Source organism: Aurantimicrobium sp. MWH-Uga1 (assembly GCF_003325955.1).
GTDB lineage: Bacteria > Actinomycetota > Actinomycetes > Actinomycetales > Microbacteriaceae > Aurantimicrobium.
Map to the genome: position 1 here is coordinate 1,220,422 of NZ_CP030929.1, position 26,813 is coordinate 1,247,234.

The window sequence follows — 26,813 nt, forward strand, 5'->3', positions numbered from 1 at the left end:
AACCTTAAACTGGGGGTTGAAGGTATTGCGATGAAGAAATTATTTGCACTTCTGACAAGCGTCGTGACGCTTGCAGGATTGTTGCTTGCATTTTCTCCAACTTCCAAAGCCGAAGCTGCAGTGGCGAATCAGTTTAATCCTGGCTACATCATCAGCGATCAAAACTTTTTTGACGGCAATTCAATGTCCCCTATGGACGTAGCTAGGTTTATTGACTCCAAATCTGGGGTTTGCCGCGCAGGCTATACCTGTTTGAAAGATTATCTGCAGGCAGTGCCTAACATGCGCGCGGAGGCGGGTTTGTGTAATGGTTACACTGCACATCCACTCCAGAGTGCAGCTGAAATTATTTCTCGAGTTGCTGCAAGCTGTGGCGTAAGTGCCAAAGTTCTTCTGGTTCTTCTTCAGAAGGAACAAAGCCTCATTACTGACACATGGCCAGTTGCAAGCCAGTACGCTCGCGCCACAGGATTTGCCTGTCCAGATACAGCACCGTGCGACCCTAGTTTTGGCGGTTTCTTTTACCAGGTTTATAACGCTGCTCGTCAGATGAGAAATTACGGCCTCGCTCCTGAACGTTGGAACTACAGAGCTGGTCAGATTAATACAATTCTTTTCCACCCAAATAGGGATTGTGGATCTTCTAATATCTTTATTCAAAACAGAGCAACAGCCGCCCTGTATAACTACACTCCATATCAGCCAAATGCCGCGGCTCTCAACAATCTGTACGGTACTGGCGATGCTTGTTCTGCTTATGGAAATAGAAACTTTTGGCGTCTCTACACAGACTGGTTCGGGCCAACTACCGCACCCCTGGGAACGCCCGAGGGTGACATTTCAGTTAGTGCAAATTCCTCTGGGATACAACTCAGTGGTTGGGCAGTAGACCCTGATGCTCCCACAGCAAGCGTTGCAATTGCAGTTCAGATCGGAACGGTTTGGAGACAGGTTATCGCTAACTCAGCCGGCAACGACCTGAGCGCAAACTACCCGGGCGCCGGTCCAAACCATGCTGTGAACGCGACTTTGCCATTTGACTCTGGCACCTATGTTGTTTGTCTATATCTTGTCAACGCTGGGGGCTCAGGTGGAATGGGCAGCACTGGTTGTAGGTCAGTCACCGTGCCAGTTGCACCTGCCCCAATTGTTACTGTGGAATCTGTTACTTCCACTGCTGGAAGAATCCAAGTAAATGGTTGGGCTGTCAATACAGATTCTCCAACCACTGGTGTCAACATCGCGATAAACATTGGTTCCCGATGGATTCAAGCTACAGGTGGACAACCAAACTCTGCAGCCCCTGGTCAAGTGTCTGGGGCAGGATCAAACCAAGGATTCACGGCACAGTTCGATGCACCTCCTGGCCAACAAACATTCTGCATCTGGGCAAATAAGTCCAATGGTTCCGCCACGATGGTCGGTTGTAGAACCGTTTTGGTTGCTGAGGCGAGACCTGCTGCCGGTGCAATAGAGACGGTTACTGTTAATGGAAACTCAGTAACAATCTCAGGGTGGGCAGTCTGGCCTGATTCTCCGTCGACATCTGTGCATCTTGCCGCAAATGTTGGCTCCTCATGGACTCCGATTTCTGCAAATCAAAATAATCCCGCAGCAAATACTGCATATCCCGGGGTTGGTAATTCACATGGCTTCACGGTCAATCTCACAGCACCGTCGGGTAGCCAGTCAATTTGTATTTGGACAACAAATCCCAATTCGGGTCCGACTATTTTGGGATGTAGGACAGTCGTAGTAGGCGCATCTACCGCTGGTGTACTAGCTGCAGTGGAATCTGTGACGCCTGGACCTGGTCAAGTCAATTTCAGTGGGTGGGCAGTTTGGCCATCGTCAGACTCTACTGTTGTGCGGGTTGCTGCAAACATTGGTTCAAGATGGTATCCAATTGATGCAAACCAAAACAGCACAACAATTCAACAATCTGTGCCGGGAGTTTCTGCACAACATGGATTCTCAGGTTCAATCCCGCTACCAGCAGGAACACACCAGGTGTGTTTCTGGGCAGCACAACCAAATGCACCCGCAAAATTCCTAGAGTGTAGATCTGTGGTTGTTCCTGAAGCCAACGCCACTATTGGCGAACTAAACAACATTTCTGGCGGCGCAGGAGGCATCCACTTCGATGGTTGGGCAGTAATGCCTTCGTCACCAACTTCACAGGTGAGAATCGCCATCAATGTAGGAAGCCAATGGTTCCCAACTGACACAGGTGTTGCAAATTCACTCGCACCTTCTCGAGTATCTGGTGCGGGGCCAAATCAGGGATACAATGCTCTGATGCCAATGCCACCTGGAACATACGAAGCCTGTGTCTGGGCTGCAGGTGTAACTAGGGCAGTAGTGCTTGGATGTAGCACTGTCACCGTTCTTCCCACACCGGCACTGTCTTCAATGCTCACCGAATTTACGCCTGTAAGCGGTGGGATACGCGTCAGTGGATGGGCAGTCTGGCCAAATCAACCAACGCAGAGTGTCAATGTCGCAGCCAACATCGGCTCTTCCTGGACCTCAATTCCTCGCGGTTTGAGCAATCCTCTTGTTCCAGGGTTTGTGCTTAATGCAGGACAAAACCAAGGATTTTCTGGGGTGATTCCTGCAGCCAGAGGCGAACAAACTATTTGTATTTGGGCCTCTAACGTTTCTGGTCCAGCGTCAAATATTGGCTGTCGGACAGTCAACGTGCCGTAGTCTTGAAGTAGGTGCGAAGATTTTTCTCATTCGCACTCCGCATTTAGGACTAGCGTGAACAGTTTGAAGATACAGAACGTTCTTTTTCTAACCTCCGACCCTATCGGCTCACGTATGTCAGGACCTGGAATTAGGTCAGTTTGTCTTGCACAAGCATTGAAGGATCATGGATTCAATGTTCAAATAGCTACAACTGGAACTTGTAGCGCCATCGAAAACATTCCTTCAGTACACGTTGACAAAAACGATTCTCGCAATTTTTCAGAATTGGAGAATTGGGCCGATGCAATAGTTTTCCAAGCTCTCGGTTTTGAGGAATTTCCTAATCTACGTAAGTCCCGCAAGTTCTTGGTTGCAGATGCATACGCTCCAGTTGTTTTTGAGAATTTGGCACGTTTAGAAAAACAACATGGAAGCTTAGCTAATTTTGCAATTTCGGAAGCATCCCGAATTCAGCGTGAGCTGATTTATCGCAGTGATTTACTTTTGTGCGCAAATCAAAATCAAAGAAATTTCTATCTAGGAGTTCTCTCAGGTATTACTTCCATAGACTCAGTTCAATATGCAGCTAACCCCAATCTCGAAAGCCGAGTTTTGATCGTTCCTTTTGGTTTGAGTAGGGAACTTCCAAAACATCGTTCCCAAGTAATTAAGGGACGAGTCACTGGAATTGGGGAACAAGACAAAGTTGTTCTGTGGTCTGGCGGACTTTATGAGTGGTTTGATATTGAAAACCTCGTTAGGGCCTTTGGTTTGATTTCTCAATCGAATTCCTCAGTGAAGCTCTTTTTCATGGGTGGACGTCACCCTAATTCTGATATTCCGGATATGCCCGTAGTAATGAGAGCAAAACAGCTTGCTCGTCAATTAGGCATTTTGGACAAGAGTGTGTTCTTTAACGATTCCTGGGTCGAATATGAAGAGCGAGCTAGTTACTTACTAGAAGCTGACTTAGGGATAACAACACATTTTGACACTCTCGAGACGACTTTCTCATTCCGCACGAGGATGCTCGACTACATTTGGGCAGGATTGCCAGTTGTTTCTACTGAAGGTGACTTTTTTTCAGATCAAATCAAACGTCTGAATTTGGGTAAAGTAGCTGATTTCGAGAGTCCAGAACAAATTGCTGATTCAATACTCGGACTACTCAACGATAACGACGAGTATTTTCAAGCTAAAAGTCATATCGAAAAGCTAAAGAATGATTTTTATTGGGACAAGGTGGCTGCACCACTAATTAGTGCACTTGAAAATGCTCCTTCGCCAAGGGTAAAGAGAGATAAGCGATACCTATTGCTTCCGTTGAGAAGCAATTCAGTAATCAACAAGTTCAAGCCAGCAATTCTGCACTCACGAGAAATTTTGCGTACAGAGGGGCTTTCCTCTTTGCTGAAAAAAGTCTGGCAAACAATTGTTAAGTAAGTTTAGGGTTTTTGTCTTTTCAGATTTTGGGCTTCTGGTCACGGCAACCGGACTAGCGGGAGTACTTGGATATGTGCTCAATATTTTGGTTAAACGAGAAGTTTCTGATTCTTCTTTTGTCGAGTTCGCTATTTTCTGGGGCGCGCTCTATTTAGGAATTGGACTCCTTTCGGGAATCCAGCAAGAAGTCACAAGATCCTCAAGTCGAAATGAGGGAGATCAAACTTCAAAAAACCCGCGTGGAGCACGCCCGTTTCACGTTGCTTTAGCAACCATCGGATTAATTGCTGTTGTTCTTGCTGTTATTTCTTTAGTGGTACTTCCTCATCATTATTTCGGTCCTCCAAATTTGGAAAGTGGCCTCATTTTATTTTGTGGACTTTCCGGATACGCGATTGTGGCGCTGATATCAGGCTTGCTTTACGGAGCAAACAACGCGGTCAAAGTAGTTGCCCTGATGATTGTTTCTGATGTTTTACTCAGGCTCATCTTTGTCGGAAGTGTGGCAACATTTGGCTACGATGCCATCGCTATGGAAGTAGCGATATGTCTGCCTTTCATTCTTGTTCCAGCGTTTGTATTCCCAATAACAAGGAAGTACATTTCCAAGAATTTTGCCTTTGACGTTTCATTGGGAAAATTCTTCATCAACTCCATCCAAACAATGGCTGCCGCGGGTGCCATGTCTTTATTGATAAGTGGGTTCCCGCTAGTCATTAGAGAGTTGTATTTCGAAGTACAAAAAGAGCAGCTTGCATCAATAATTTTTGTTGTGACACTTGCCAGAGCTCCATTAATCGTTATTGCGATGTCATTGCAGAGCTACTTAATTGCAAAGATTAGAAAAAACTCTGACTTCATCAGTCGGCTTCGACTAATTTCATTGGGAGTATTTATTGCTTCCCTGATTCTCGGCGCACTTCTAAGTGTTTTTGGAAATCAAGTCTTTTCATATGTTGCTAATCAGGAAATCCAGATTAACGGCCTCATTTACCTAGCTGTAGGAATCTCATCGGGCATGGTTGCTGTGCTTTTTGTTATTGGGGCAAAACTACTTGCCGAAGATGCTCATTTTCGTTATCTCTGCATGTGGTTAGTAACAGTTATTGTTACCCTCGCTTTTTTGTTCTTTGAATTAGAACCTGGTTTCCTTTTATCCCTAGTATTGATTGCCCCGCCATTAGTGGGGCTATTGGTAGGAACCATGCCAGGGATTACAAAAAGAAAAAACAAGGTCAATCAATAAATTGATTGAGGCTTAAATGCGAGAACTTATTCTTTACGTTCCGGTTTTTTCATTTCAATAATCGCGATTCTTTCTGCAAGTTTTCTTGTTTTTTCTTCAAGCTTTGTTAGTTCTGAACTGTTTTGAAGGCTGACGAAAAACAAAATTGCAATGCTTGTAAAGAACACAAGGTTTATGGGAACAGTTATTCCCAAAAGTTCAGATAGCCAATCGAGGGTCTTCGGGAAAATTCCTGCCACTAGTGCGAGAAATCCGGCGATCATCCACCAAATTGCGTGTCTTTCCCTCAAAGAATTCCTTCGAAGAAGAACAACAACGGCAATAATCACGAGTAAAGCGGAGGATATCCCAAAAACATAACTCACCTTTGATCTCCTCCAGATGCATCGACAATGGGATGAGGTTTTCTACTCATCGCGAAAAGTAACGCTACTAATGCCCTAAATAAATAAATGGCAGATTTCACTGGATTTGCGGATGCGACACCAGCCTGCCGCGCATGCATTGATACAGGAATTTGGCTTATCTTGAGCCCTGATTGTGCCGCGACCACGAGTGCTTCAATTGTGTCGCCCAAATACTCCGCAGGGTAATTTTTGCTGAACAATTTGATTGCTCGGGGGCCTAAAGCCTTGAATCCTGATGTTGTATCAGTTAGTTTACTTCCCGCGATACGAGAAATATTTGCAGCCAAAATTTGCATGACCCATTTCCTTGGGCCAGAAACTTGGTAATCGCCTTTTCCTGCAAATCGAGCCCCAATCACGATGTCGCTGAATTCTAAAGCAGACAAGAGTTCTGGGATGTTTACTGGGTCATGTTGCCCGTCAGCATCAACCTGTACAGCGGCCTCATAATTGTTTTCAACTGCATAGACAAACCCTGTTCTCATTGCACCGCCGACGCCTAAGTTAAAGGGCAATGTCGCCACATTTGCTCCAGCGTTAAGTGAGACTTCCTCAGTGTTGTCACTTGAACCGTCATTAACTACAAGTACGTCGTATTCATGCGGTAATTGGAGAATTTTCTCAATAACTTTGCCAACTGATGCCGATTCATTCCAAGCAGGAATGATAATTAAGGTCTTTGTGTTTCTCGGCACTTTACAAGAGTACTGACAGTTGTTGCTTAAGACATAAATATATGCCTGAGAAGATTTCGAGCCCCTTTGGTGTTTCGAGTTAGCAATGCGCCTGGTAACTCCCCAAGTGCGTTGAATCTAGACAGCAAGTGCCATTTGGCTGCCCTTGCAGACTTTTTCCACCCTCTTTGTAATGCTCTGTTTTGAGCTTCACTGAAGAGTATTGACTCTTGAACAAATTTGGATCCATCTATCCCAGTAGCACCGGAAAGACTTTGCTTATGCCTCCTGTAGCAAAACGAGATTTCGCTATCGACCAGAATGGCTTTATTTGATTCGACCAAGTTCAGAATCATTGACAGGTCTTGAACAATGTTGAGGTCAGTACGAAACCTCATGGATCCAAAGGAAGAAACTCGCCAAAGAATCGAGGGGAAATACGTCCAGTTTCCTTTGAGTAGTCCTACGTGAGCTTGTTCTCCTGAAACCATTCTGTGACCAGAAATAGGCCATGGACCAATTATTTTCTTCACTCGGTCTGCTAATCCATTGTGCTGATGCCCGTTTTCATCAATCACCACAACCCGCGGTTGAATGACAGCAACGTTCGGGGATGCTTCTTCAATCAATTGTTTGGATCGCTCAACAAAGTTAGGCAAAAGTAAATCATCGCATCCCATCAGCATTATGAACTCAGAAGACGAGATGTCTATTGCTTGGTTGTAATTCTTGCTGGGAAGAAGATTTGTTGTGTTTCGCATATATGAAATACGAGAGTCATTGAGACTTACGACCCATTTGCCTGGTTCCAGATCTGGATAGCAATCATCCAGGATGGTTAGCGTCCATTCAGGGTCTGTTTGTGCAATTACGCTTTCTACTGCCAGCCTGAAGTGTTCGGGATTACCGTAGAAAGGCATAAAGATTTGAAGACGCACAGGTTAAACTTATCGCTACGGGCAAGTGCCCTTTCACATCACTATTCACAAGTCCTTTTCAGGGATATCGCAGAGAAAGCCCAAAGAATTGATACGCGTAGGTTTTGACGACCAAATATTCATAGCTCAATCTCGTGGCGGTATCTCCAAGTATTTTGTGGAGATCATTCAGAGGCTCCCAAAGTACGGTGTTGAACCAATTTTGCTTTGCGAAGAAACACGAAACTCTCACTTAGCTGAGTCCGGGCTAGTGCCTCGAGCTAAACAAGACTCAAATCTCAAAAGCAGGCTTCGAGGATATTTGTGGCGTCTAACCGGAAACCCAAGATACAAAGGTCCTCTTATTGAAACCGTTGATGTCATTCACCATACTTTCACGAACGGAGCATATTTAGGTCTTGGCCACAAGCCCAGTGTCGTCACGATTTATGACATGATTCCTGAGGTTTATCCTGAATATTTTCCGACAGGAAATCCGCATTTTGCCAAAAAGAAGTTTGCTCAAAAATGTGATGTTCTGATTTCTATTTCAGAATCTACAACTAATGACATGTTGAAGTTCTACGGAGACAACCTCAGGTCCAAAACTATGGTTGTTCCTTTTGGAGTGGGCGAACAATTTCTCTCACCACATCCTGAGGTTGAGATGCCTGAATTGCCAGAAAAATATCTTCTATTTGTCGGAGTCCGAAGAGGATACAAGCACTTCAAAACTGCTTTTTTGGCTTTCGAGCAAATGGCGAAAAAAGATCCCGAACTTTGTTTTGTCGTCATTGGAGGCGGACGCTATTCGGATGAAGAAAGAAAGATGGTACAAACATCGCCATTCGTGGAACGAGTATTTCATTTCAACCCCTCTGATGAACAAATGCCAGAGTTTTATCGGCGAGCAAAGTGTTTTGTATTCCCATCTGTTTATGAGGGCTTTGGTCTGCCAACTCTCGAATCCCTAGCGAGTGGAACGCCTGTAGTTCTAGCAGATGCATCCTGCAGTAGGGAAGTTGGCGGTGATCTCGCTATTTATTGTGAACCTGGAGATGTGCAATCCCTGATTGATAGCGTCGAGAAAGCAACTTCGATTGATTGGATGAACAGAATAAAACGCGATGGACCCGCAAGAGCCAAAGAATTCACATGGGATTTTGTAGCGGAAGAAACAGCGAAAATTTATAAAAATCTTGTTCAAAAGACAAAATGATTTCAGTAGCGTTATGCACATATAACGGTGAGAAGTTTCTTACTGCTCAATTAGAGAGCATCAAGAGACAGACACTTTTGCCAGATGAAATCATCTTCGGTGATGATGGATCTACAGACAATACTCTGTCTCTGCTGACAGAGTACAAGGTCCATTTCGAAGAATTAGGTATAAAGACATCTATACTCCCGCCTTCTGGTGCTGCACATATTGTTACTAATTTTGAACGAACATTACAGGCAACTCAGGGTGGCATTATTTTCTTGTCCGACCAAGATGATGTATGGCATGAGGACAGAATTTCTCAATCAGTATTTATGTTGGAAAACAATCCAGAATTACTTCTTCTTCACGGCGATGCTGAGTTAATTGATAAACATGGACATAAACTTGCCCAAACTCTTTTCGAGAAATTGAAGTATTCTCATTTGCTTCAGAATGAAGCTAATTCAGGAGCAGCGTTTGATCTTTTGCTCCAAAGGAATTTGGTTACTGGTGCAACCGCTGTAATTCGACGTGAGTTGCTCTCTGATTCAATTCCTTTTTCACAGCATTGGCTGCATGATGAATGGCTTGCAATAATTGCCGCCGCAAAAAATGGTTATTTTGTAGTTCAGGATGAGTTGATTAGCTACAGATTGCATGACGATAATTCTGTTGGGCTTCAAAAAAGGTCGATACGTGGTTTGCTTGCCTTCTTTTTCGCGTCGCGAAGAGGAAGGTACGAACAACTCATTGACAGGCTGAGTGAAGTCGAAATGCTGGCTCAGCATAAAGATTTCAAGAATGATCACGTTGAAAAACTTCGACGTGCAATTGAGTTCAACATCAGTCGAAAGTCATATCCAAAGCAGAGACTGTTTCGTTTTCCTCAAATTTGGAAACAGGCAGAAAATGGGAATTACAGAGACTTTTGTGCTAGGCCTGTTGTTGAGATGCTTCGAGATTTTCTCCAGTCTGCGTAATTTTGCGCTAATGTACCTTGTCCGGTTGAGACACATTTCGCTGAAATTCTGAGGCAGCAATCCAGAAAAAAACCAGCGAACAAATAGAGCCCACTAGCCAAACACTAAATGCAGAAATTGGGACATTCCACCACCAGCCATCAGCGGTTTGTAAGTCCCAGGATGGGTTAGAAATTCCACTGATATATCTGTCCATGTTCAGATGAAGGGAGATGCAAAAAGCTAGCGCCAAGCCATAAAAGATGATTATTTTTTGTGCGAAATTGATGGAAAAAGCGGTTGATTTTGTCAGTGGGACAAGAGAAATGGCAACGAGCAGAATGACAAGTGGGTAAATGTATCTTGGTTGCACGTAGGCACCCACCGCTGCATTTGATTTCTGTAAGACATACAACGGGATGGCAAATAGCAGAGCCAAAACAGCTAGAGAGACCAGATTCTTTCGTTTATTTGTTGTTGTCATTCCTTGGAAAATAACGATGCAAGAAATAATTAGCCCAATTCCCCAAACCATGGGTGGCATCACGGTGTCTAACCATCCCAATCCCCAACTTCCAAAAACCCCGGTTATCAGGGAGGGCATATTGAGGATGTTGAATAACAAAAGGTTGAAGCCTGAATGCTTTGTTGCTGAGGCAGTTTGATCGCTGAGACCTTCGGTCGTAACCGATGCTTGGCCAGTTGAAAGGAAAATGAATACTGCTGCAGTAAAGAAGAACACAAAAAGCCCAAAAGTAGGAATCCTGTACTTCCTCAATGGCGGATAAAGAACCAAACTGCTAAGGACAGCAATAGCAGCGAATATTGCGCCGTCTCCGCGGGAGCCGACCAACATAGTGAAGCAAATCACAGAAAGTACAACTGTAGCTATTGCACGTTTTGAGGACACTTCTTGTGCCAAAGAAGCAAGGAGAAAGAAAAACATACCTATGCTGATGACGGCCCATGAACTTGGGTTAGTACTTGGAATAAGAAAAAAGCCAAGAGGAACTAAAGTACAGGCGTATGTCAGAAGGAGCGGAGACCTAAATTTTCTCGACACCACTATAAATGTCAGTGAAAAGAGAATTGTGAATATGGCTGCATTTACCAACCTCATCATGACTACAGATACCTGAAGATGATCTGAAGCCAAAAGTCCCAAGGTTGCATAAAAGAGTGGGGGGTATAACCCCGTGGTGTTGAGTCTTTCTGTCTCATAAAGCAGTTCAGGATTTATCGCAAGATTGTTATCTTGGCAGGTCGCATTGGATTCTGGGTTGTAGGCGTAACAGATTGAATGCGCAAGGGCCAAGGGCACCATTCTTGAGTTTTCACTTGAGCCAGGTTCACATAATCCGTTCCGAATGCCGTCTCCACACCAAATGCTCGCAAGGTGAAAATCATCATCAGGACTTGAGCCCACTGGTGAAGCGACAGACCATGCTGCCAGAGCGAGAAATAATCCGACAATCCCTACGAAGACTTTATATTTGCTCAAAGTTGTAAACCTTTGAGAAAAATTAGTGCGGGGAACTATGGATTTATCGCTGTTCTGCTGCATATAACTCATCTAGCATTTTGAGACCCTGGCGAGTTTTTCCAACAAATTTGAGCTCACCATGATGGAGCAGTGCAACCCTGTCACAAAAACTCTTGATCTGTTCCGAAGAATGACTAACAAGGACGATTGTTCTCCCTTGTTTTTGGAACTCTCGCATTCTTTCAAAACATTTTTCTTGAAATGGTTGATCTCCGACAGCAAGCACTTCATCAATAATGAGCAGATCTGGGTCGGAATGGACGGCAACGCTGAACGCAAGTCTCACGTACATTCCAGAGGAATAAAACTTAACAGGGGTATCAATAAATTCTTCTATTCCAGAAAAATCAATGATGGATTCAAGGTGCTTCTCAATTTCTAATCGAGAAAGACCCATGAGAGACCCATTGAGATAAATGTTTTGTCTACCGGTCAAGTCAGGGTGAAAACCTGTACCAAGCTCGAGAAGTGCAGCTATCCTTCCTCGTCTGCGGACGACGCCAGTTGTGGGATAGAGAATTCCACCAATGACCTTGAGCAGGGTACTTTTCCCGGAACCGTTGTGTCCTACAAGCCCTAAAGATTCACCAACTGAAATATCAAAAGAGACATCTCTCAGCGCGTAAAAATCTTCTTTATGGCTTTGTGACAAGCGAAAATTGAGAAGGCGCTCTTTGAGGGATTTTTCTTTGTGTATGACAAATCTTTTTGAGACATTTTCTAGTTCAACGATGTGTGCCACTGATCAAATCTCCTGTGCAAAGTTTCGTTCAAATTTGCGAAATACAGACTGGCCAATCAGTACAAACACAACACCGATAGCGCACATGATCCACAGTCGCCAAACCAAGTGCTCAGGAAAGTTGGATAAATCGTTCGTGCCTTGAGCCCAAAGTGCTCTTTGGAACCCCAGTATCGAAATAGTCACAGGGTTTGCCAAGTAGAGATTCAATAAAAAATCATTTTGTATGGCTTGAACAACAAATTTGTACGAGTAAACAATTGGGGAAAGCCAGAACAAAATTGAAAGAGATACATCGACCAAATGTTGGAGATCCCGGATGAACACATTAATTGACGAAATCAGATAGGCGGTTCCGGTCCCGAACAAAATCAAAATAGCCGTCGAAGGGAACAAGAGCCAAAATTGAGGAAACTCAGGTAGTTGTTGCACAAGAAGTATTGCAATTCCTAGTACTAAGAACTGAATGAAAAAATAAACAAAACTTGACCCGACCACACTCAGCGGGAAGATAATCCTGGGAATATGAATTTTTTTGATAATGCCAGCGTTACCCAAAATTGCTTGGCTGCTTTGGGATGCTACATCGCTGAAAAAAGACCATGCGGTTAGGCCGATTAGCACAAAGATGGCAAATCCAGGAATCGATCTTGACGCGCCTAAGAACTCACCAATTGCAACAAAATAAATGAGTAATTGAGTAATTGGCTTCGCCAGGCTCCAAACAATACCTAAGGCTGAACCTTTGTATCTTGCTCGGAGCTCTTTATCAATGAGTAACCAGATCAAGCCCCTTTGCGAATATGCTTCGAGAAATGGGCTCAAAAGAAACGAAAAAAAACCTTGTCTTATGCCTGTTTCTTGCCAAGTAAGACCTGAGATATATTCATCACGAGCTTTCACCGTCATTGAATCTCCGTGCTATCTCGTTTTCATTTCAGTAATCATTTCATAATGTGCGATTTATGTTGAAGTCACACTGTGCCCTCGAGAGGATTCGAACCTCCGACCTTTGGTACCGGAAACCAATGCTCTATCCCCTGAGCTACGAGGGCCTAATTGAGGTTATCAGCCAATGTAGTTTCATGAGATTAGTTCAACTTAGTTAGAGCATTACTAAGCGGCTTGAGTAAGTCCTCTGGAGTTTGCGCCCAAGGGGCACTTGCGCTCAACCAGTAGCCATTTCCAAGGATCTCTAATGTTCCACCACTAGATCCCGAAACAAACAAACCAACAAAGGGACTTGAAATGGAATCTGAGGAAATTTGTGAGGATTCGGCTTCTCGATTTTGCTTAAACGCGTCAAACGATTCGGAATCAAATTTGGCAAGAGAAATAGTGAATGAATCTCCACTTGACAGATTGATGTAAGTACAGGAAATTCCTTTGTAGTCTGTAGCAAGTTTTGCTAATGAACCGGGTTGTGGGGAAAAACTGAGGTCTAAAGAATAACTTGGGTTGTAATTGTAAAGATCCTCGTTACTTATCAGAGTGGAACAGTCCATTCCTGTGTTCACTCCCACGATTCCTTCTTCAACAGGAAGCGAAGTACTTTGAGATGTTGGAGTCGTTGCGACTTTAGACGAAACAGGCGCAACAGGTTCTGTTTCAGAGGCTGCACAAGCAGTTAAGAATGATGAAATGATGACAACCGACAAACCGCAGACTGCCAACTTTGGATTTATGGACATAACCATAAATCAAACCTATTCCTGCGAGACTTTTATTGTTGAAGGCGCGTCGAACAGTCATTTATTGGTATCCCCCAAGCCCTAAACTGTCAGAATATGACTCCGCAAGATTTACAACTTGAAATGTTGGAACGAATTAAGCAGTATGCACAGTCAAATGATTTTGATTGTGATGGCATTGATGCTTCATTTGTGACTATTGAACGCCCAAAAAATCGTGAACACGGTGATTGGGCATCTAGCGTTTCCCTCAAATTAGCAAAGCCTTGGGGAGTCAATCCCCGCGAACTTGCAGAAATACTGGCCCAGGAACTCTTGAATGTTCAGGGTATTGAATCTGCTGAAGTGGCGGGTCCTGGTTTCATCAATATGCGTCTCAGCGCTGCATCTGCTGGTGCGTTGGTCAAGACAATTGTTGAACAAGGCCCAGGTTACGGCCAGGGTTCGCTTTACAAAGACGTCAAACTCAATCTTGAGTTTGTCTCCGCTAACCCAACAGGCCCCATACATATGGGTGGGACTCGTTGGGCAGCAGTTGGGGACTCTCTTGCCCGTGTTCTTGAGGCTGTAGGCGGTGAAGTCACGCGTGAGTATTACTTCAATGATCATGGTGCACAGATTGACCGATTCTCTCGAAGCTTGATTGCCGCATACCTTGGAGAACCAGCTCCCGAGGATGGCTACGGTGGTGAATACATTCATGACATCGCTTCCCGAGTGGTTGCAGCATACGGGAACGACCTGACTGTTCTTCCTCGTGAAGAAATGCAGGAAGTTTTCCGTTCTATCGGTGTTGAACTCATGTTCGGCGAAATCAAAGCCAGCTTGCACGAGTTTGGCGTGGACTTTGATGTGTACTTCCACGAGGACTCTCTGCACGAGTCCCGAGCTGTAGAACGAGCTGTTGAGCGTCTTCGTAAACTTGGGCATATCTTTGAACAAGATGGTGCAACGTGGCTGCGCACCACAGAATTTGGTGACGACAAAGATCGCGTCATTATCAAGAGTGATGGTCAAGCCGCCTATATCGCTGGAGATCTTGCTTACTACCTTGATAAGCGAGAGCGCGGCTTTGATCGCAACATCATTATGTTGGGTGCTGACCACCATGGTTATGTTGCTCGCATGATGGCAATGTGTGCAGCATTTGGTGACGAACCAGGTGTGAACTTGGAAATCATGATTGGCCAGATGGTCAATCTGGTTCGTGACGGTCAGCCCATGCGCATGAGTAAGCGTGCTGGAACCATCGTGACGCTAGAAGACTTAGTCGAAGCGGTTGGTGTAGATGCTGGTCGCTATGCACTTGTTCGCAGCTCGAGCGATTCCCAGTTAGATATTGACCTTGATCTCCTCGGAAAAAAGACCAATGACAATCCTGTCTTTTATGTCCAATATGCACATGCTCGCACCTGTGCTGTTGGGCGTAATGCAGAAGCATCTGGAGTTTGCAGAGAAGATGGTTTTGCTCCTGAACTTCTCAACCATGAAGCAGAATCCCAGCTGCTTGGCGCGCTTCAAGAGTTTCCAAGAATTGTTACTCAAGCAGCAGAATTGAGAGAACCTCACCGTGTTGCCCGCTATATCGAAGAAGTAGCTGGGTACTACCACCGCTGGTATGACAAGTGCCGGGTAATTCCTCAGGCTGATGAGGAAGTAACGGATTTACATAGAACACGACTGTGGCTCAATGATGCAACAGGCCAAGTTCTTCGAAACGGCTTGGGCCTTTTGGGTGTTTCGGCCCCAGAGCGTATGTAGATTATCTGACGTTCTAGAGTAGATTGTTTCTGTTTATGTGTATTGAGGATTGCCAATGACGAATTTGCCAAACAATAAGTTTGATGTCTGTGTTGTTGGTTTGGGTTATGTTGGCTTGACTTTGGCTACTGCTTTAGCTTCTGCGGGGCTGCGTGTTGCAGGTTCAGAGCGTAGTCAGGATGTTGTTGATCTCATTGCTTCTGGGCAATCTCCTTTCCATGAATTTGGTCTTGATGAGGCTATTCAGGCTGTTGTTTCCCGGGGGAAATTGGTGCCTTTTTCCTTGGAGGATGGGACGCCGGTTGCGGATTCTTATGTGATTACTGTTGGCACTCCGGTTAAGAACGGCAGTGTGTATTTAGAGGACTTGAAATCTGCAGTTTCTGCCGTTGCTGATGTTATGCCTGATGGAGCATTGACTGTTCTGCGTTCCACAGTTCGTGTCGGTACTACACGCACTATCGCTGAACCAATATTGAAGGATTCCGGGAAAAAATATGCTGTCGCGATGGCTCCTGAAAGGACCATTGAGGGCAAAGCCTTAGCTGAGCTTTCTTCGTTGCCTCAAATTGTGGGTGGAATTGATGAGAATTCCACACAGCTGGCGTCTGAATTGTTTGCACGTTTGGGTGTTGAGATTGTTCCTGTGCATTCTGCGGAAGCTGCAGAGTTAGCCAAACTTGCGAGTAACACTTTCCGCGACGTTTCTTTTGCGTTCGCCAATGAACTTGCCTACTTTGCGGATCAGTCCGGTGTAGATGTTTACGACGTAGTGCGTGCATGTAATTACGGTTATGACCGAATGAATGTGGCGTTACCTGGGCCAGTAGCTGGTCCGTGTTTGGAAAAGGATGCGTACATTCTTTCCAATTCTGCTGATGTGCTTGGTGTTGAGGTTCCGCTAGCAATGCAAGGGCGTAAAACTAATGAATTCATTGTTTCTCATGTTGTAAATTCCTTACTCCCGGATATGAACTCTCACACACCCAAAGTGTCGATTCTTGGGTTGGCATTTAAGGGCAGGCCAGCAACTTCTGACACACGTGGGTCATTAGCTGGTGACTTCGCTCAAGCTATGAAATCGAAATACTCTGTCACTGATGTGGCTGGCTGGGACCCATTGGTTTCTGTGACAGACGCTCAGAAAATGGGGATTCATTTCGACGAGCTCGATGAAGCTTTGAAATCCGATGTTGTGTTGATTCAAACAAATCATCGTTTTTTTTCGAGCGAAGAGTTTTATTCCGCACTAGAACGCAATGAACAACCAGGGCGCGTGTTTGTTGATTTGTGGAATCAACTCGATGCCGAACGGATCACTTCAATGGGAAATCGCCTCATTCCCCTAGGGCGAAAAATTATCGATGTAAAGGACGCACTTGTCTAAATATTTAGTATCAGGTTCGGGTGGTTTTCTAGGTTTTTATCTGGTAAAAAAACTTGCAGAGCAGGGACATTCTGTTGTTGCGGTGGATGTTGAACTGCAAGTTGGTTCACAATCACGAATGGTGGAACTAGAAGCTATAGACGGAATTGAAGTCCTACGTGGTGATCTGACAAACGAAGAATTTGTTTCCACGCTTCCCTCAGTTGACGGTGTGTACCATATGGCTGCACTCAACGGTACGCAAAAGTTTTACAGCGATCCATGGAAAGTAGTTCGTCATTCAACTATTCCAACAATCACACTATTAGAACGTTACGGTCGTGACCCACTGGAGTTCTTCTTCTATGCAGGTTCTTCCGAAGCATATGCAAGTTCCATAACCAAGTTTGGTTGGGAAGTACCAACCAAAGAGGATGTTCCTCTGGGAATTCAAGATCCCAAAGAAGTTCGCTGGTCATATGGTGGATCCAAACTTCACGGCGAAATAGCAGTTTTTGCTGCAGCAGTCGAACTGGGCACGCCAGCAGTTGTTGGTCGTTTCCATAATGCTTACGGGCCAAACATGGGTATCCACCACGTCATCCCTGATTTCATCGAACGTGGGAAAAATGGTGTTTTTGAACTATACGGAGCAAATAACACCAGAAGCTTCATTTACATCGATGACGCTATAGACAGTGTTATTGCTGTCGCTAACAACGCTGTCGGTGAGGTTGTCAATATCGGTTCACCTAATGAGATCAACATGATTGATTTAGCTCAGATCATCATGGAAGAAGCAGGTTGGAGCGGAGAAGTCAAAAACTTTGACGCTCCGGTAGGAAGTGTCCTACGCCGCGCACCAAATATCAGCAGGCTTGCAGAAATTGTTGATGTCGAAAAGTTTGTGAACCTAAACGAGGGCATCAGGCGAACACTGCCGTCATATCTATAAAACAAAGATATTGAAACAGATTAACTCTCTAAAGAGGTTGCGGAAATGCGAGTTAATCTCTGGATATCTGGCCAACAACCCTCACTGATTCCCTGCCTCTCAGGAAAAGCACCAAAGTCCAGCGCAATTGTTAGATTGTGCTCTATGTGAAACTGCTCTAAACGTTCACGCAATGTCATGACTTTTCCTGAACCTATATTCAGCACGCCTGTTGAGTCATTGATGGCAGAGACAATTGCAATTTTTCGGCCAAGTTCTTCGACATCAATGAAATCAAATTTCGTAGTTCCCAACGTGAGGGGCATTGTTTTCTCACCAGCAGCATCAAGCTGCAACATCTTGGTAAATACTGAATGATTTCGCGTATCATCCCCAAGAATGTAGTAGCACCTGAGCCATAAGTACTCGACACCGTTTCTTTCACATAATTCTGCAAGCGAAAGTCGGAGAGCATTTTTTGCTATTCCGTATTGGTTTTGCGGGTTGGGAACTGCGTCCTCTCCAACTAGGCCTGTTTGAGGACCAAGCTCGTGCATTGTGCCTAAACCCACAACTTTTTTCAAACCGAGATTAATGCAGGACCGAACGAAATTGAAGTGATCTGAAAGATGCCCCATATGAGCATCAGAAGTGTGTACAAAGCCGTCTTGCCAAGCCAAATGTATAAGCGTTGCCCCATGAACAATGGAAGCGTATTTTTCCATGTCGAGTTGCCATAAATCAGATTCAATGATGACCACATCACCGGTGAAGTTGACTTTAGAAGAATCACGAAGAACCGCAAACACTTCGTGACCTTGCTCAGCCAAAGTAGTCACAACATAGCGACCGATATAGCCAGCCGAACCAGTCACGATGAACTTAGACAAAATTTTAACTTTCAAAAAAGGTGGATGCAGGTCCTGTAGCTTCAAACCCGATTATGTTTCTAGCTTACCCACGGCACCTTCTAGATTTTTTGTGCAAGAAATCATTTACTACAGAAAAATCTCTAAAACTTCGGGCGCCTGGCACCAAGTACTTTTTTTCAATTGGGTTAGGCTTGAACTTGTGGGTTCTTGTACGTCTCTACAAGAAAATAGACCAAAACAATCAACGGAGAGTGGGCGACTTTAGCTGTGTCGAACCAGACGGAGAATGGCGGAGCGGCCGAAGAATTCGGCGCTAATGAATGGATGGTCGAAGAGCTTTATGAGCGCTTCGTCGTAGACAAAAACTCAGTTGACCCGACATGGTGGCCAACCCTTGAGAAATACGCTGCAAAGTCCGGTTTCAACTCCCCCGCTACTCCAGCTCCAGCTCCAGCACAAACTCAAGCACCTGCACCAACCCCTACGGCAGGAACTGAGACCCAACCTGTAGCGACCACAACCTCTCGACCCGCACAATCAGCTCCAATTCCTGCAGACGCACCAGTTATTGCTCAGGACTTCTCCGCCGCAGAATCCGAAGAAGAAGACGTCGTCACCATTCTTAAGGGCATGCCAAAGACCTTGGCAGCCAACATGGACCAGTCATTGACTGTCCCCACCGCTACAAGCGTTCGTGCAATACCCGCCAAACTTCTCATAGATAACCGCATTGTTATCAACAACCACCTCAAGCGCACACGTGGTGGCAAGGTTTCCTTCACGCACATTATTGGCTGGGCTTTGGTTCAAGCCCTCAAGGCTTTCCCCAGCCAGAATGTCTACTACGACGAAATAGACGGCAAGCCAGCACTTGTTTCCCCTGCTCACGTAACCCTCGGTCTTGCTGTTGATGTTCCAAAACCAGATGGCACACGTGCACTCATGGTTCCGGGCATCAAGCGTGCAGACACCATGACGTTCGGTGAGTTCCTCGCCGCTTATGAAGATCTCGTTGTCAAAGCTCGTACCAACAAGCTCGCTGCAGATGACTTCAAGGGAATCACAGTATCCCTCACGAACCCAGGTGGCATCGGAACTGTCCATTCTGTTCCTCGCCTCATGAAGGGACAGGGTTGCATTATTGGTGCGGGTGCCCTTGACTACCCTGCTGAATTCCAAGGCGCCAGTGAAGAAACACTCATTGACCTTGCAGTGAGCAAGGTTCTGACTTTGACCAGCACCTATGACCACAGGGTCATCCAAGGTGCTGGTTCAGGTGAATTCCTGAAGATCGTGCACGAGCTGCTTATCGGTCAACGGAATTTCTACGAAGACATCTTTGCTGCACTTCGTATTCCTTATGTGCCCATCCACTGGAGCACAGATGTCAGCGTGAACCTCGGTTCCGCCATCGACAAGACGGCACGTGTTCAAGAACTCATTAACGCATACCGTGTGCGCGGCCATCTCATGGCAGACATTGATCCACTCGAGTACAAGCAGCGCACTCACCCTGACCTGGAAATCGAAACCCACGGGCTCACTTTCTGGGATCTTGACCGTGAATTCGTCACAGGCGGTATTGGTGGAACTCGCACCGCTCCCCTACGCAAGATTCTTGGCATCCTACGCGACTCTTATTGCCGCACAGTGGGTCTGGAATACATGCACATTCAGGACCCTGAACAGCGCAAGTGGATTCAGGAAAAGGTCGAGCGCCCTTACGAAAAGCCTGGCCACGATGAGCAAATGCGTATTCTTGGCAAGCTCAACGAGGCAGAAGCCTTCGAAACCTTCCTTCAGACGAAATACGTAGGACAGAAACGTTTCAGCCTCGAAGGTGGAGAGTCTGTCATTCCACTTCTGGATGAAATCCTCCAGGATGCTGCAACTGCAGAACTCGATGGTGTGGGCATCGGAATGGCTCACCGTGGTCGCCTCAATGTTCTCACCAACATCGCTGGCAAAACCTATGGCCAAATCTTCCGCGAGTTTGAGGGAACCCAGGACCCCAAGAGTGTTCAAGGCTCAGGAGATGTGAAGTACCACTTGGGTACAGAAGGAATCTTTACCTCTGCAGAGGGGAAGACCATTCCAGTTTCCTTGGCTGCTAACCCTTCACACCTTGAGACTGTGAACACAGTTCTCCAGGGCATCGTCCGCGCAAAGCAGGACCTCAAGCCCATTGGAACTTTTACCACCTTGCCTATCCTCATTCACGGTGACGCCGCTATGGCCGGTCAGGGTGTCGTTCTTGAGGGCCTCCAGATGTCGCAACTGCGCGGCTACCGCATTGGTGGAACTGTTCACATTGTGATCAACAACCAGGTTGGTTTCACCACACTTCCAGAAGCATCACGCACCTCTGTCTATGCAACAGACGTCGCCAAGACAATCCAAGCTCCCATTTGGCACGTCAACGGAGATGACCCAGAAGCGGTTGCCCGTGTTGGCCGCTTGGCATTCGAATTCCGTCAGCGCTTCAACAAGGACGTTGTCATTGACCTCGTGTGCTACCGCCGCCGTGGTCACAACGAAGGTGACGACCCTTCGATGACTCAGCCACTGATGTACAACCTCATCGAGGCAAAGCGCTCCGTTCGTCGCCTCTACACCGAGGCTTTGGTCGGTCGTGGTGACATCACTCAGGAAGAGTTCGACAAAGCACAAGCTGACTTCCAGGCACAGCTGGAAACTGCATTTGCGGAAACCCACGCCGCCCAGACTGGAACTCACACAACAGTGGGAGCCAATGACACCGTCACTGGTGGAGCTTTGCTTAGTAACGAAGTTCTCACCCCAGCAACAACAGGCGTAGATATCTCTGTGATTCACCGAATCGGTGACGCATTCAACAACGTTCCTGAAGGCTTTACTGTTCACAGCAAGCTTCAGCAGCTACTTGCCAAGCGCCTTGAGATGAGCCGCAATGGTGACATCGACTGGGGCTTCGGAGAACTCCTTGCCTTCGGATCAATTCTCCTTGAAGGCAAGCCCGTACGTTTGACGGGTCAGGATGTTCGCCGCGGAACCTTCGTTCAGCGTCACGCTGTATTCCATGACCGTGAAAACGGTCAAGAATGGCTGCCACTTCTAAATCTGAGCGAGAACCAGGGACGCTTCTGGATTTATGACTCCCTTCTAAGTGAATATGCCGTACTCGGATATGAATACGGCTACTCAGTTCAGCGTGAAGATGCTCTGGTACTGTGGGAAGCGCAGTTTGGTGACTTCGCAGACGGTGCACAAACTGTAATCGACGAATACATCTCCTCATCTGAGCAGAAGTGGGGACAGCGTTCCTCTGTTGTCATGCTTCTTCCTCACGGTTATGAAGGACAGGGTCCTGACCACTCTTCTGCACGCATTGAGCGCTTCCTGCAGCTCTGTGCTGAAGACAACATGATTGTTGCTCGTCCTTCTACACCTGCTTCCTACTTCCACCTGCTTCGCCGCCAGGCATACTCACAACCACGCAAGCCACTGATTGTGTTCACTCCTAAGGCAATGCTCCGCTTACGAGGCGCATCAAGCAACGTTGAAGATTTCACGAGCGGTGTCTTCGAACCTGTTCTTGATGACCCACGCCAGCTTGACCGCAATGCTGTCAAACGCGTGATCCTGACTGCTGGTAAGCCCTACCACGACCTCGTCGCTGAGCTGGAGAAAGCTCCGAACCCCGACATTGCAGTGGTTCGCCTTGAGCAGTTCTATCCTGCACCGATGCAGCAGCTCAATGCAGTGCTTGCAACCTACCCCAACGCTGAATTGGTGTGGTTCCAGGACGAGCCTGCAAACCAGGGCGCTTGGCCTTTCATGTTGCTAGAGGTCTCACCTAAGCTCGAAGGCCGAGTTCTGCGAAACGTTTCGCGACCTGCATCTGCCTCACCAGCAGTAGGTTCTGCAAAGCGTCACGCAGTTGAAGCAGCTGAGATTCTTCAACGCGCACTTTCCTTGAGCTAAGCGTTAACTGAAGTGGCCCACAAGTTTCAGCTTGTGGGCCACTTTTGTTTGTAGGACTAATGCTTTTGCATACTCCTGAGCTTGATTAAAACCTCTTGCTTTAGATCTTCAGGCGCAGTCTCCTCACAAGCCCGTTTCACAGCTTCAGTGAGGACAACACCGACTCGGTGTTCATCTGCACAATCAGGGCAGTTTTCCATGTGCTCACGAATATCTGCTGCTTCTTCACTGCAAAGTTCATTGTGGAGGTATTCTTCAAGGTCCTTTTTGGCCTTCTCGCAACCGCAGTCACCCATTATTTTTCCTTTCCGAAACCTTGTTCGCGTGCATAGTCAGCTAATTGTTCTCTGAGGAGTTTTCTTCCTCGATGAAGTCTGCTCATCACTGTTCCCGTTGGCGTGTCCATGATGTCTGCAACTTCTTGATAGGAATACCCTTCAACATCAACCAAATACACCGCAGCTCTGAAATCCTCTGGGAGTGCCTGCAGGGCATCTTTGATGGCACTAGCAGGCAAGTGATCAATGGCTTCTGCTTCAGCAGAACGACTTGATGTGGCCGTTCTACTTTCCGCATCCCCAAGTTGCCAATCTTCTAATTCTTCGAGTGGCGAGTAATAAGGCTGGTTCTGTTGCTTGCGGTATTGGTTGATGTAGGTATTTTCCAGAATGCGGTGCAGCCACGCTTTGATATTTGTTCCCTGCTGGAACTGATCAAAAGCGGCAAACGCTTTGAGATAGGTTTCTTGCACTAAATCGTTGGCATCAGCTGAATTGCCAGTCTTGCGCATGGCATGCGCATAAAGCTTGTCAATGTGCTCCATTGCTTGCTCTTCAAAGAGTTGGCTACGGGCGGAGGCTGCAGAAGTCATTACTAACAAGCCTACGCCTGCCCGCTTTTCTAACAGCACTGTTGCCATAGTGAGCACTCCTAACTAATCCTCGATAACCTAGAACAGATGCAGACAACTCCTTATTCCCGGCCTGAATTTGACCCTTACGGGTCAAATGATGTTCCCGAGGACACAACCGCGCACTGGAAAGCCCCTCTAGCTTCGTCAGCGGTTGTTGGGTCACTGCAAATCCCAGGTTCGAAGTCACTGACAAACCGTGAGCTTGTTCTCGCTGCTCTTGCGGACGGGCCTTCAATCATTCATCGCCCACTGCATTCTCGCGACAGCAGACTCATGATTGAAGCTCTCAGGTCACTTGGAACAACTATTGAAGAGGTCCCTGGCGATGGGGCTTTCGGCCCAGATTGGAAGATCACCCCAGGTGAACTCACCGGCTCAACAACAATCGATTGCGGTCTCGCCGGAACAGTCATGAGGTTTATGCCACCAGTTGCTTCTCTTGCGCTGGGCCCAACAACTTTTGATGGCGATGAGGGTGCCCGCAGACGCCCCATGGCAACCACAATCTCCTCTCTTAAAGCACTGGGCGTTGATGTTGCTGATGAGGGTCGTGGCTCTTTGCCATTTACTGTTCACGGAACAGGATCAGTTACTGGGGGCAAGCTCACCATTGATGCGTCCAGTTCTAGCCAGTTTGTTTCAGGTTTACTTCTCTCAGCGACTCGCTTTGACCAAGGACTAGACCTCAGACATTCCGGCGAACGCCTTCCCAGTCTCCCCCACATCGAAATGACTCTCGAAGTGCTCCACAAGCGAGGTGTTCAGGTAGAGAATCCCGAGGTTGGCCATTGGATTGTGAAGCCTGGCCCTATCTCCGCGCTCGATATTCAGATCGAACCTGACCTCTCCAACACTGCACCATTCCTTGCTGCTGCGGTTGTGACCGGCGGAAGCGTCACCATTTCTGGCTGGCCTGAACACACTACTCAGGTGGGTAATGACTTGCTCGAAATACTGCCACTCTTTGGTGCAGAGGTTACGCAGGAAGGTGACAAAGTCACAGTCTCTGGAAATGTTGATGCTTCAGGCAAACCCTTCATTTCTGGCATCACACTCGATCTCACTACAGGCGGGGAATTAGCGCCAGCTATTGTCTCAATAGCTGCATTAGCCTCTAGCCCCAGCGCTATCAACGGCATTGGCCACATTCGCCACCATGAGACGGACCGTCTGGCAGCCTTGGCAACAGAGATCAACAAGCTTGGCGGCAAAGTGACTGAGCTTGAAGACGGCCTGCATATTGAACCAGCTCAGCTGCATGGTGGGGTGTGGCACAGCTATGAGGACCACCGCATGGCAACCTCAGGAGCCATTATTGGCCTCGTGGTTCCAGGTGTTGAGGTAGAAAACATTGCGACAACCTCCAAGACACTTCCTGAGTTCCCTGAGTTATGGTCGAGTCTTGTGGAGCCACAACGGCCATGAGTTGGTGGAACTCCGACTCTGATGAAAGCTCACTAGGTGAGCAATATGACGAATCCGATATTCGGATACGACCCAACCCCAAAGCAAACAAACCCCGTACAAAAACTCGTCCAGATCATGCTGACGCTGTTCAAGGCATGGTCACTGGTGTTGATAGAGGCCGATACGCCGTACTCATCAATGAGATATCTGTGACGTGCTCTCGAGCTCGTGAGTTGAGCAAAAACGCGATTGTCGTGGGAGACATTGTCAATGTTGTTGGAGATGTGACAGGTAGCCCTGGATCACTTGCACGTATTGTTCGCGTAGAACCCAGGAAAACAGTACTTCGACGAAGCGCTGATGACACAGACGAAGTTGAACGCGTCATTGTTGCGAACGCAGATCAGTTACTCATCGTTATTGCCGCAGCAAACCCTGAACCACGAGTTCGCTTGGTTGATAGGTATCTCGTAGCAGCATTTGATGCAGGAATTACTCCCCTATTGGTCGTCACAAAGTGTGACACACACGACCCCAGCGAATTCCTCGCTAACTTTGAAGGCTTGAATATACCCATCTTCCTAAGCGGTACTGACCAAGTTCCAGTTGAAGATCTTCAAAAGTGTTTGGTGGGACACACCACTGTGGCAGTCGGGCACTCTGGCGTTGGAAAGTCAACATTGGTCAATGTTCTAGTCCCCGATGCTAAACGTGCGACGGGTCACGTGAATGAAGTAACTGGTCGCGGTCGTCACACATCCAGTTCAAGCATTTGCTTCAAACTTGAAACGCCCTTTGGGAATGGCTGGATCATTGATACGCCAGGAGTGCGCTCCTTTGGTTTGGGCCATGTAAACACGGCTAACGTTTTGGGTGCGTTTCCGGATCTTCTAGAAATCGCACAAAACTGCCCGAGGGGATGTTCGCACTCTGCAGATTCACCCGACTGTGATTTAGATAGTGCGCTGAGTAACGGTACTAATCCAGCCCAAATTGGCAGGCTTGATTCTTTCAGGCGACTCGTGGTTTCAATGAGCTAAGAACTGAAATCTAGTGACCCTTTGATGCATAGAAGGCTTCAGTGGCGTCCTTGGTCGGTGCCCACCATGCTTCATTGTGTTTGTACCACTCAATTGTTGAAGCGATTCCTGATTCAAAGTCAGCATGAGAAGGCTTCCAGCCCAGCTCAGTTCGTAGCCTGGTGGAGTCAATAGCGTAGCGAAGGTCGTGGCCAGCTCGATCGGTTACGTGGTCATATGCATCGGCGGGCTGACCCATCGTGGTGAGGATAAGTTCAACAACCTCTTTGTTGTTCTTTTCTCCGTCAGCACCGATGAGGTAGGTCTCTCCGATGACACCTTTATCAACAATCGTCATAACTGCGCTGGAATGGTCGTCTGCGTGAATCCAGTCCCGGACGTTCTCGCCTGCGCCATAGAGCTTTGGGCGAATTCCGCGAATCACGTTCGTGATCTGACGAGGAATGAACTTCTCAACGTGTTGGTAGGGCCCGTAGTTGTTAGAACAGTTGGAGATTGTTGCGCGAACGCCAAAAGAGCGAACCCATGCACGAACCAGGAGATCACTTCCTGCCTTAGTGGAGGAGTAGGGGCTCGAAGGGTTATAAGGAGTTGATTCGCTGAACCGTTCGGGGTCATCGAGCTCTAAATCTCCATAAACCTCATCTGTGGAGATGTGGTGAAGTCTGGTGTCGTACTTACGGGCTGCTTCCAGCAGTGTGTAAGTACCAATGATGTTGGTCTCAAGGAAAGGACGTGGGTTGTCCAGGGAGTTGTCGTTGTGAGACTCTGCAGCGTAGTGGACCACTGTGTCGTGTTTACTAAATAGCTGGTCTACGAGCTCAGCATCCCGGATATCGCCGTGCACAAAGTTGAACCTGTTGGAAGGAAGGTTTTCCAAAGATGCCTTGTTACCTGCATAAGTGAGGGCATCGAGAACAGTAACTTCATGGTCGGTGTTGTCCAAGAGGTAGTGCACAAAGTTTGAACCAATAAAACCTGCACCACCAGTGACCAGAATCTTGCTCACAACAACACCTCAACAAACTAACTTCAATGTG

Annotated in this window: 22 protein-coding genes and 1 tRNA gene; 11 read left to right on the forward strand and 12 right to left on the reverse strand. The window is 46.8% G+C overall.

The features are described from left to right. Nucleotides 1–30 precede the first annotated feature (30 nt). The 3 genes from AURUGA1_RS06030 to AURUGA1_RS06040 all read left to right on the forward strand — a co-directional run bounded on the left by AURUGA1_RS06030 (nt 31) and on the right by AURUGA1_RS06040 (nt 5,380). Nucleotides 31–2,709, forward strand: a complete 2,679-nt coding sequence (locus tag AURUGA1_RS06030) for a hypothetical protein (protein ID WP_114129314.1) — start codon at nt 31–33, stop codon at nt 2,707–2,709. Nucleotides 2,710–2,763: 54 nt separating this feature from the next. Beyond that, complete coding sequence (locus AURUGA1_RS06035; protein WP_114129315.1) at nt 2,764–4,134, forward strand: glycosyltransferase family 4 protein; 1,371 nt, start codon at nt 2,764–2,766, stop codon at nt 4,132–4,134. A gap of 73 nt (nt 4,135–4,207) precedes the next feature. After that, on the forward strand, nt 4,208–5,380 hold the full coding sequence (locus AURUGA1_RS06040; protein WP_114129316.1) for a hypothetical protein: 1,173 nt from the start codon (nt 4,208–4,210) through the stop codon (nt 5,378–5,380). Nucleotides 5,381–5,406: 26 nt separating this feature from the next. Here AURUGA1_RS06040 and AURUGA1_RS06045 read toward each other — a convergent pair whose 3' ends face one another. Genes AURUGA1_RS06045 through AURUGA1_RS06055 form a run of 3 tightly spaced genes read right to left on the reverse strand, consistent with a single transcriptional unit; the run spans nt 5,407 to nt 7,399 of the window. Beyond that, nucleotides 5,407–5,745, reverse strand: a complete 339-nt coding sequence (locus AURUGA1_RS06045) for a DUF2304 domain-containing protein (RefSeq protein ID WP_114129317.1) — start codon at nt 5,743–5,745, stop codon at nt 5,407–5,409. Next, nucleotides 5,742–6,482, reverse strand: a complete 741-nt coding sequence (locus AURUGA1_RS06050) for a glycosyltransferase family 2 protein (protein ID WP_114129318.1) — start codon at nt 6,480–6,482, stop codon at nt 5,742–5,744. Before AURUGA1_RS06050 ends, AURUGA1_RS06045 begins: the two co-directional genes overlap by 4 nt. Nucleotides 6,483–6,508: 26 nt before the next feature. Continuing rightward, nucleotides 6,509–7,399, reverse strand: coding sequence for a glycosyltransferase (locus tag AURUGA1_RS06055; protein WP_114129319.1), 891 nt, complete (start codon nt 7,397–7,399; stop codon nt 6,509–6,511). 25 nt (nt 7,400–7,424) lie between these two features. On the opposite strand from AURUGA1_RS06055, the gene AURUGA1_RS06060 reads away from it, so the two are divergent. Beyond that, nucleotides 7,425–8,597 (forward strand): glycosyltransferase family 1 protein, encoded by a 1,173-nt coding sequence (locus AURUGA1_RS06060; RefSeq protein ID WP_114129320.1) that lies wholly within the window; start codon nt 7,425–7,427, stop codon nt 8,595–8,597. Then, entirely contained in the window at nt 8,594–9,562 is a 969-nt protein-coding gene (locus AURUGA1_RS06065) for a glycosyltransferase (RefSeq protein WP_114129321.1), read from the forward strand. The genes AURUGA1_RS06060 and AURUGA1_RS06065 overlap by 4 nt, the downstream gene beginning before the upstream one ends. A 7-nt stretch (nt 9,563–9,569) precedes the next feature. On the opposite strand, the gene AURUGA1_RS06070 is transcribed toward AURUGA1_RS06065, so the two are convergent. The 5 genes from AURUGA1_RS06070 to AURUGA1_RS06090 form a co-directional block, all read right to left on the reverse strand. Then, complete coding sequence (locus AURUGA1_RS06070; RefSeq protein WP_162784076.1) at nt 9,570–11,105, reverse strand: DUF2142 domain-containing protein; 1,536 nt, start codon at nt 11,103–11,105, stop codon at nt 9,570–9,572. Continuing rightward, a complete protein-coding gene (locus AURUGA1_RS06075; protein WP_114129323.1) occupies nt 11,086–11,826 on the reverse strand; it encodes an ABC transporter ATP-binding protein in 741 nt (246 codons plus the stop codon). Before AURUGA1_RS06075 ends, AURUGA1_RS06070 begins: the two co-directional genes overlap by 20 nt. A 3-nt stretch (nt 11,827–11,829) precedes the next feature. Then, a complete protein-coding gene (locus tag AURUGA1_RS06080) occupies nt 11,830–12,735 on the reverse strand; it encodes an ABC transporter permease (protein ID WP_114129324.1) in 906 nt (301 codons plus the stop codon). Between the two features lie 73 nt (nt 12,736–12,808). Beyond that, nucleotides 12,809–12,881, reverse strand: a tRNA-Arg gene (locus AURUGA1_RS06085). Between the two features lie 36 nt (nt 12,882–12,917). Further along, the gene (locus AURUGA1_RS06090; protein ID WP_114129325.1) at nt 12,918–13,523 is read right to left on the reverse strand and encodes a hypothetical protein; all 606 of its coding nucleotides are present in this window, start codon (nt 13,521–13,523) and stop codon (nt 12,918–12,920) included. 90 nt (nt 13,524–13,613) lie between these two features. On the opposite strand from AURUGA1_RS06090, the gene argS reads away from it, so the two are divergent. Genes argS through AURUGA1_RS06105 form a run of 3 tightly spaced genes read left to right on the forward strand, consistent with a single transcriptional unit; the run spans nt 13,614 to nt 17,599 of the window. Further along, nucleotides 13,614–15,278 (forward strand): arginine--tRNA ligase, encoded by a 1,665-nt coding sequence (gene argS, locus AURUGA1_RS06095; protein ID WP_114129326.1) that lies wholly within the window; start codon nt 13,614–13,616, stop codon nt 15,276–15,278. 55 nt (nt 15,279–15,333) lie between these two features. Further along, nucleotides 15,334–16,665: a nucleotide sugar dehydrogenase gene (locus AURUGA1_RS06100; protein WP_114129327.1), complete on the forward strand. Its 1,332-nt coding sequence runs from the start codon at nt 15,334–15,336 to the stop codon at nt 16,663–16,665. Further along, nucleotides 16,658–17,599 (forward strand): NAD(P)-dependent oxidoreductase, encoded by a 942-nt coding sequence (locus tag AURUGA1_RS06105; protein ID WP_114129304.1) that lies wholly within the window; start codon nt 16,658–16,660, stop codon nt 17,597–17,599. Before AURUGA1_RS06100 ends, AURUGA1_RS06105 begins: the two co-directional genes overlap by 8 nt. 20 nt (nt 17,600–17,619) lie before the next feature. Here the strand turns inward: AURUGA1_RS06105 and AURUGA1_RS06110 are convergent, their stop codons facing one another. Continuing rightward, nucleotides 17,620–18,468 (reverse strand): NAD(P)-dependent oxidoreductase, encoded by an 849-nt coding sequence (locus tag AURUGA1_RS06110; RefSeq protein ID WP_162784077.1) that lies wholly within the window; start codon nt 18,466–18,468, stop codon nt 17,620–17,622. 306 nt (nt 18,469–18,774) lie between these two features. On the opposite strand from AURUGA1_RS06110, the gene AURUGA1_RS06115 reads away from it, so the two are divergent. Further along, on the forward strand, nt 18,775–22,413 hold the full coding sequence (locus AURUGA1_RS06115) for a multifunctional oxoglutarate decarboxylase/oxoglutarate dehydrogenase thiamine pyrophosphate-binding subunit/dihydrolipoyllysine-residue succinyltransferase subunit (protein ID WP_114129743.1): 3,639 nt from the start codon (nt 18,775–18,777) through the stop codon (nt 22,411–22,413). 56 nt (nt 22,414–22,469) lie between these two features. Here the strand turns inward: AURUGA1_RS06115 and AURUGA1_RS06120 are convergent, their stop codons facing one another. Together AURUGA1_RS06120 and AURUGA1_RS06125 are read right to left on the reverse strand one after the other, a co-directional pair. Continuing rightward, nucleotides 22,470–22,709 carry an anti-sigma factor gene (locus tag AURUGA1_RS06120; RefSeq protein ID WP_114129329.1) on the reverse strand — a complete coding sequence of 80 codons (240 nt, stop codon included), beginning with the start codon at nt 22,707–22,709 and terminating at the stop codon, nt 22,470–22,472. Continuing rightward, nucleotides 22,709–23,284 (reverse strand): sigma-70 family RNA polymerase sigma factor, encoded by a 576-nt coding sequence (locus tag AURUGA1_RS06125; protein ID WP_240187416.1) that lies wholly within the window; start codon nt 23,282–23,284, stop codon nt 22,709–22,711. Before AURUGA1_RS06125 ends, AURUGA1_RS06120 begins: the two co-directional genes overlap by 1 nt. 87 nt (nt 23,285–23,371) lie before the next feature. Between AURUGA1_RS06125 and aroA the strand changes: the two genes are divergently transcribed. Both aroA and rsgA read left to right on the forward strand, forming a co-directional pair. Continuing rightward, a complete protein-coding gene (gene aroA / locus AURUGA1_RS06130) occupies nt 23,372–24,751 on the forward strand; it encodes a 3-phosphoshikimate 1-carboxyvinyltransferase (RefSeq protein ID WP_114129331.1) in 1,380 nt (459 codons plus the stop codon). Continuing rightward, nucleotides 24,748–25,773, forward strand: coding sequence for a ribosome small subunit-dependent GTPase A (gene rsgA / locus AURUGA1_RS06135; protein WP_114129332.1), 1,026 nt, complete (start codon nt 24,748–24,750; stop codon nt 25,771–25,773). The genes aroA and rsgA overlap by 4 nt, the downstream gene beginning before the upstream one ends. A 10-nt stretch (nt 25,774–25,783) precedes the next feature. Here the strand turns inward: rsgA and rfbB are convergent, their stop codons facing one another. After that, nucleotides 25,784–26,782, reverse strand: a complete 999-nt coding sequence (rfbB, locus tag AURUGA1_RS06140; RefSeq protein ID WP_114129333.1) for a dTDP-glucose 4,6-dehydratase — start codon at nt 26,780–26,782, stop codon at nt 25,784–25,786. Between the last annotated feature and the right edge of the window lie 31 nt (nt 26,783–26,813).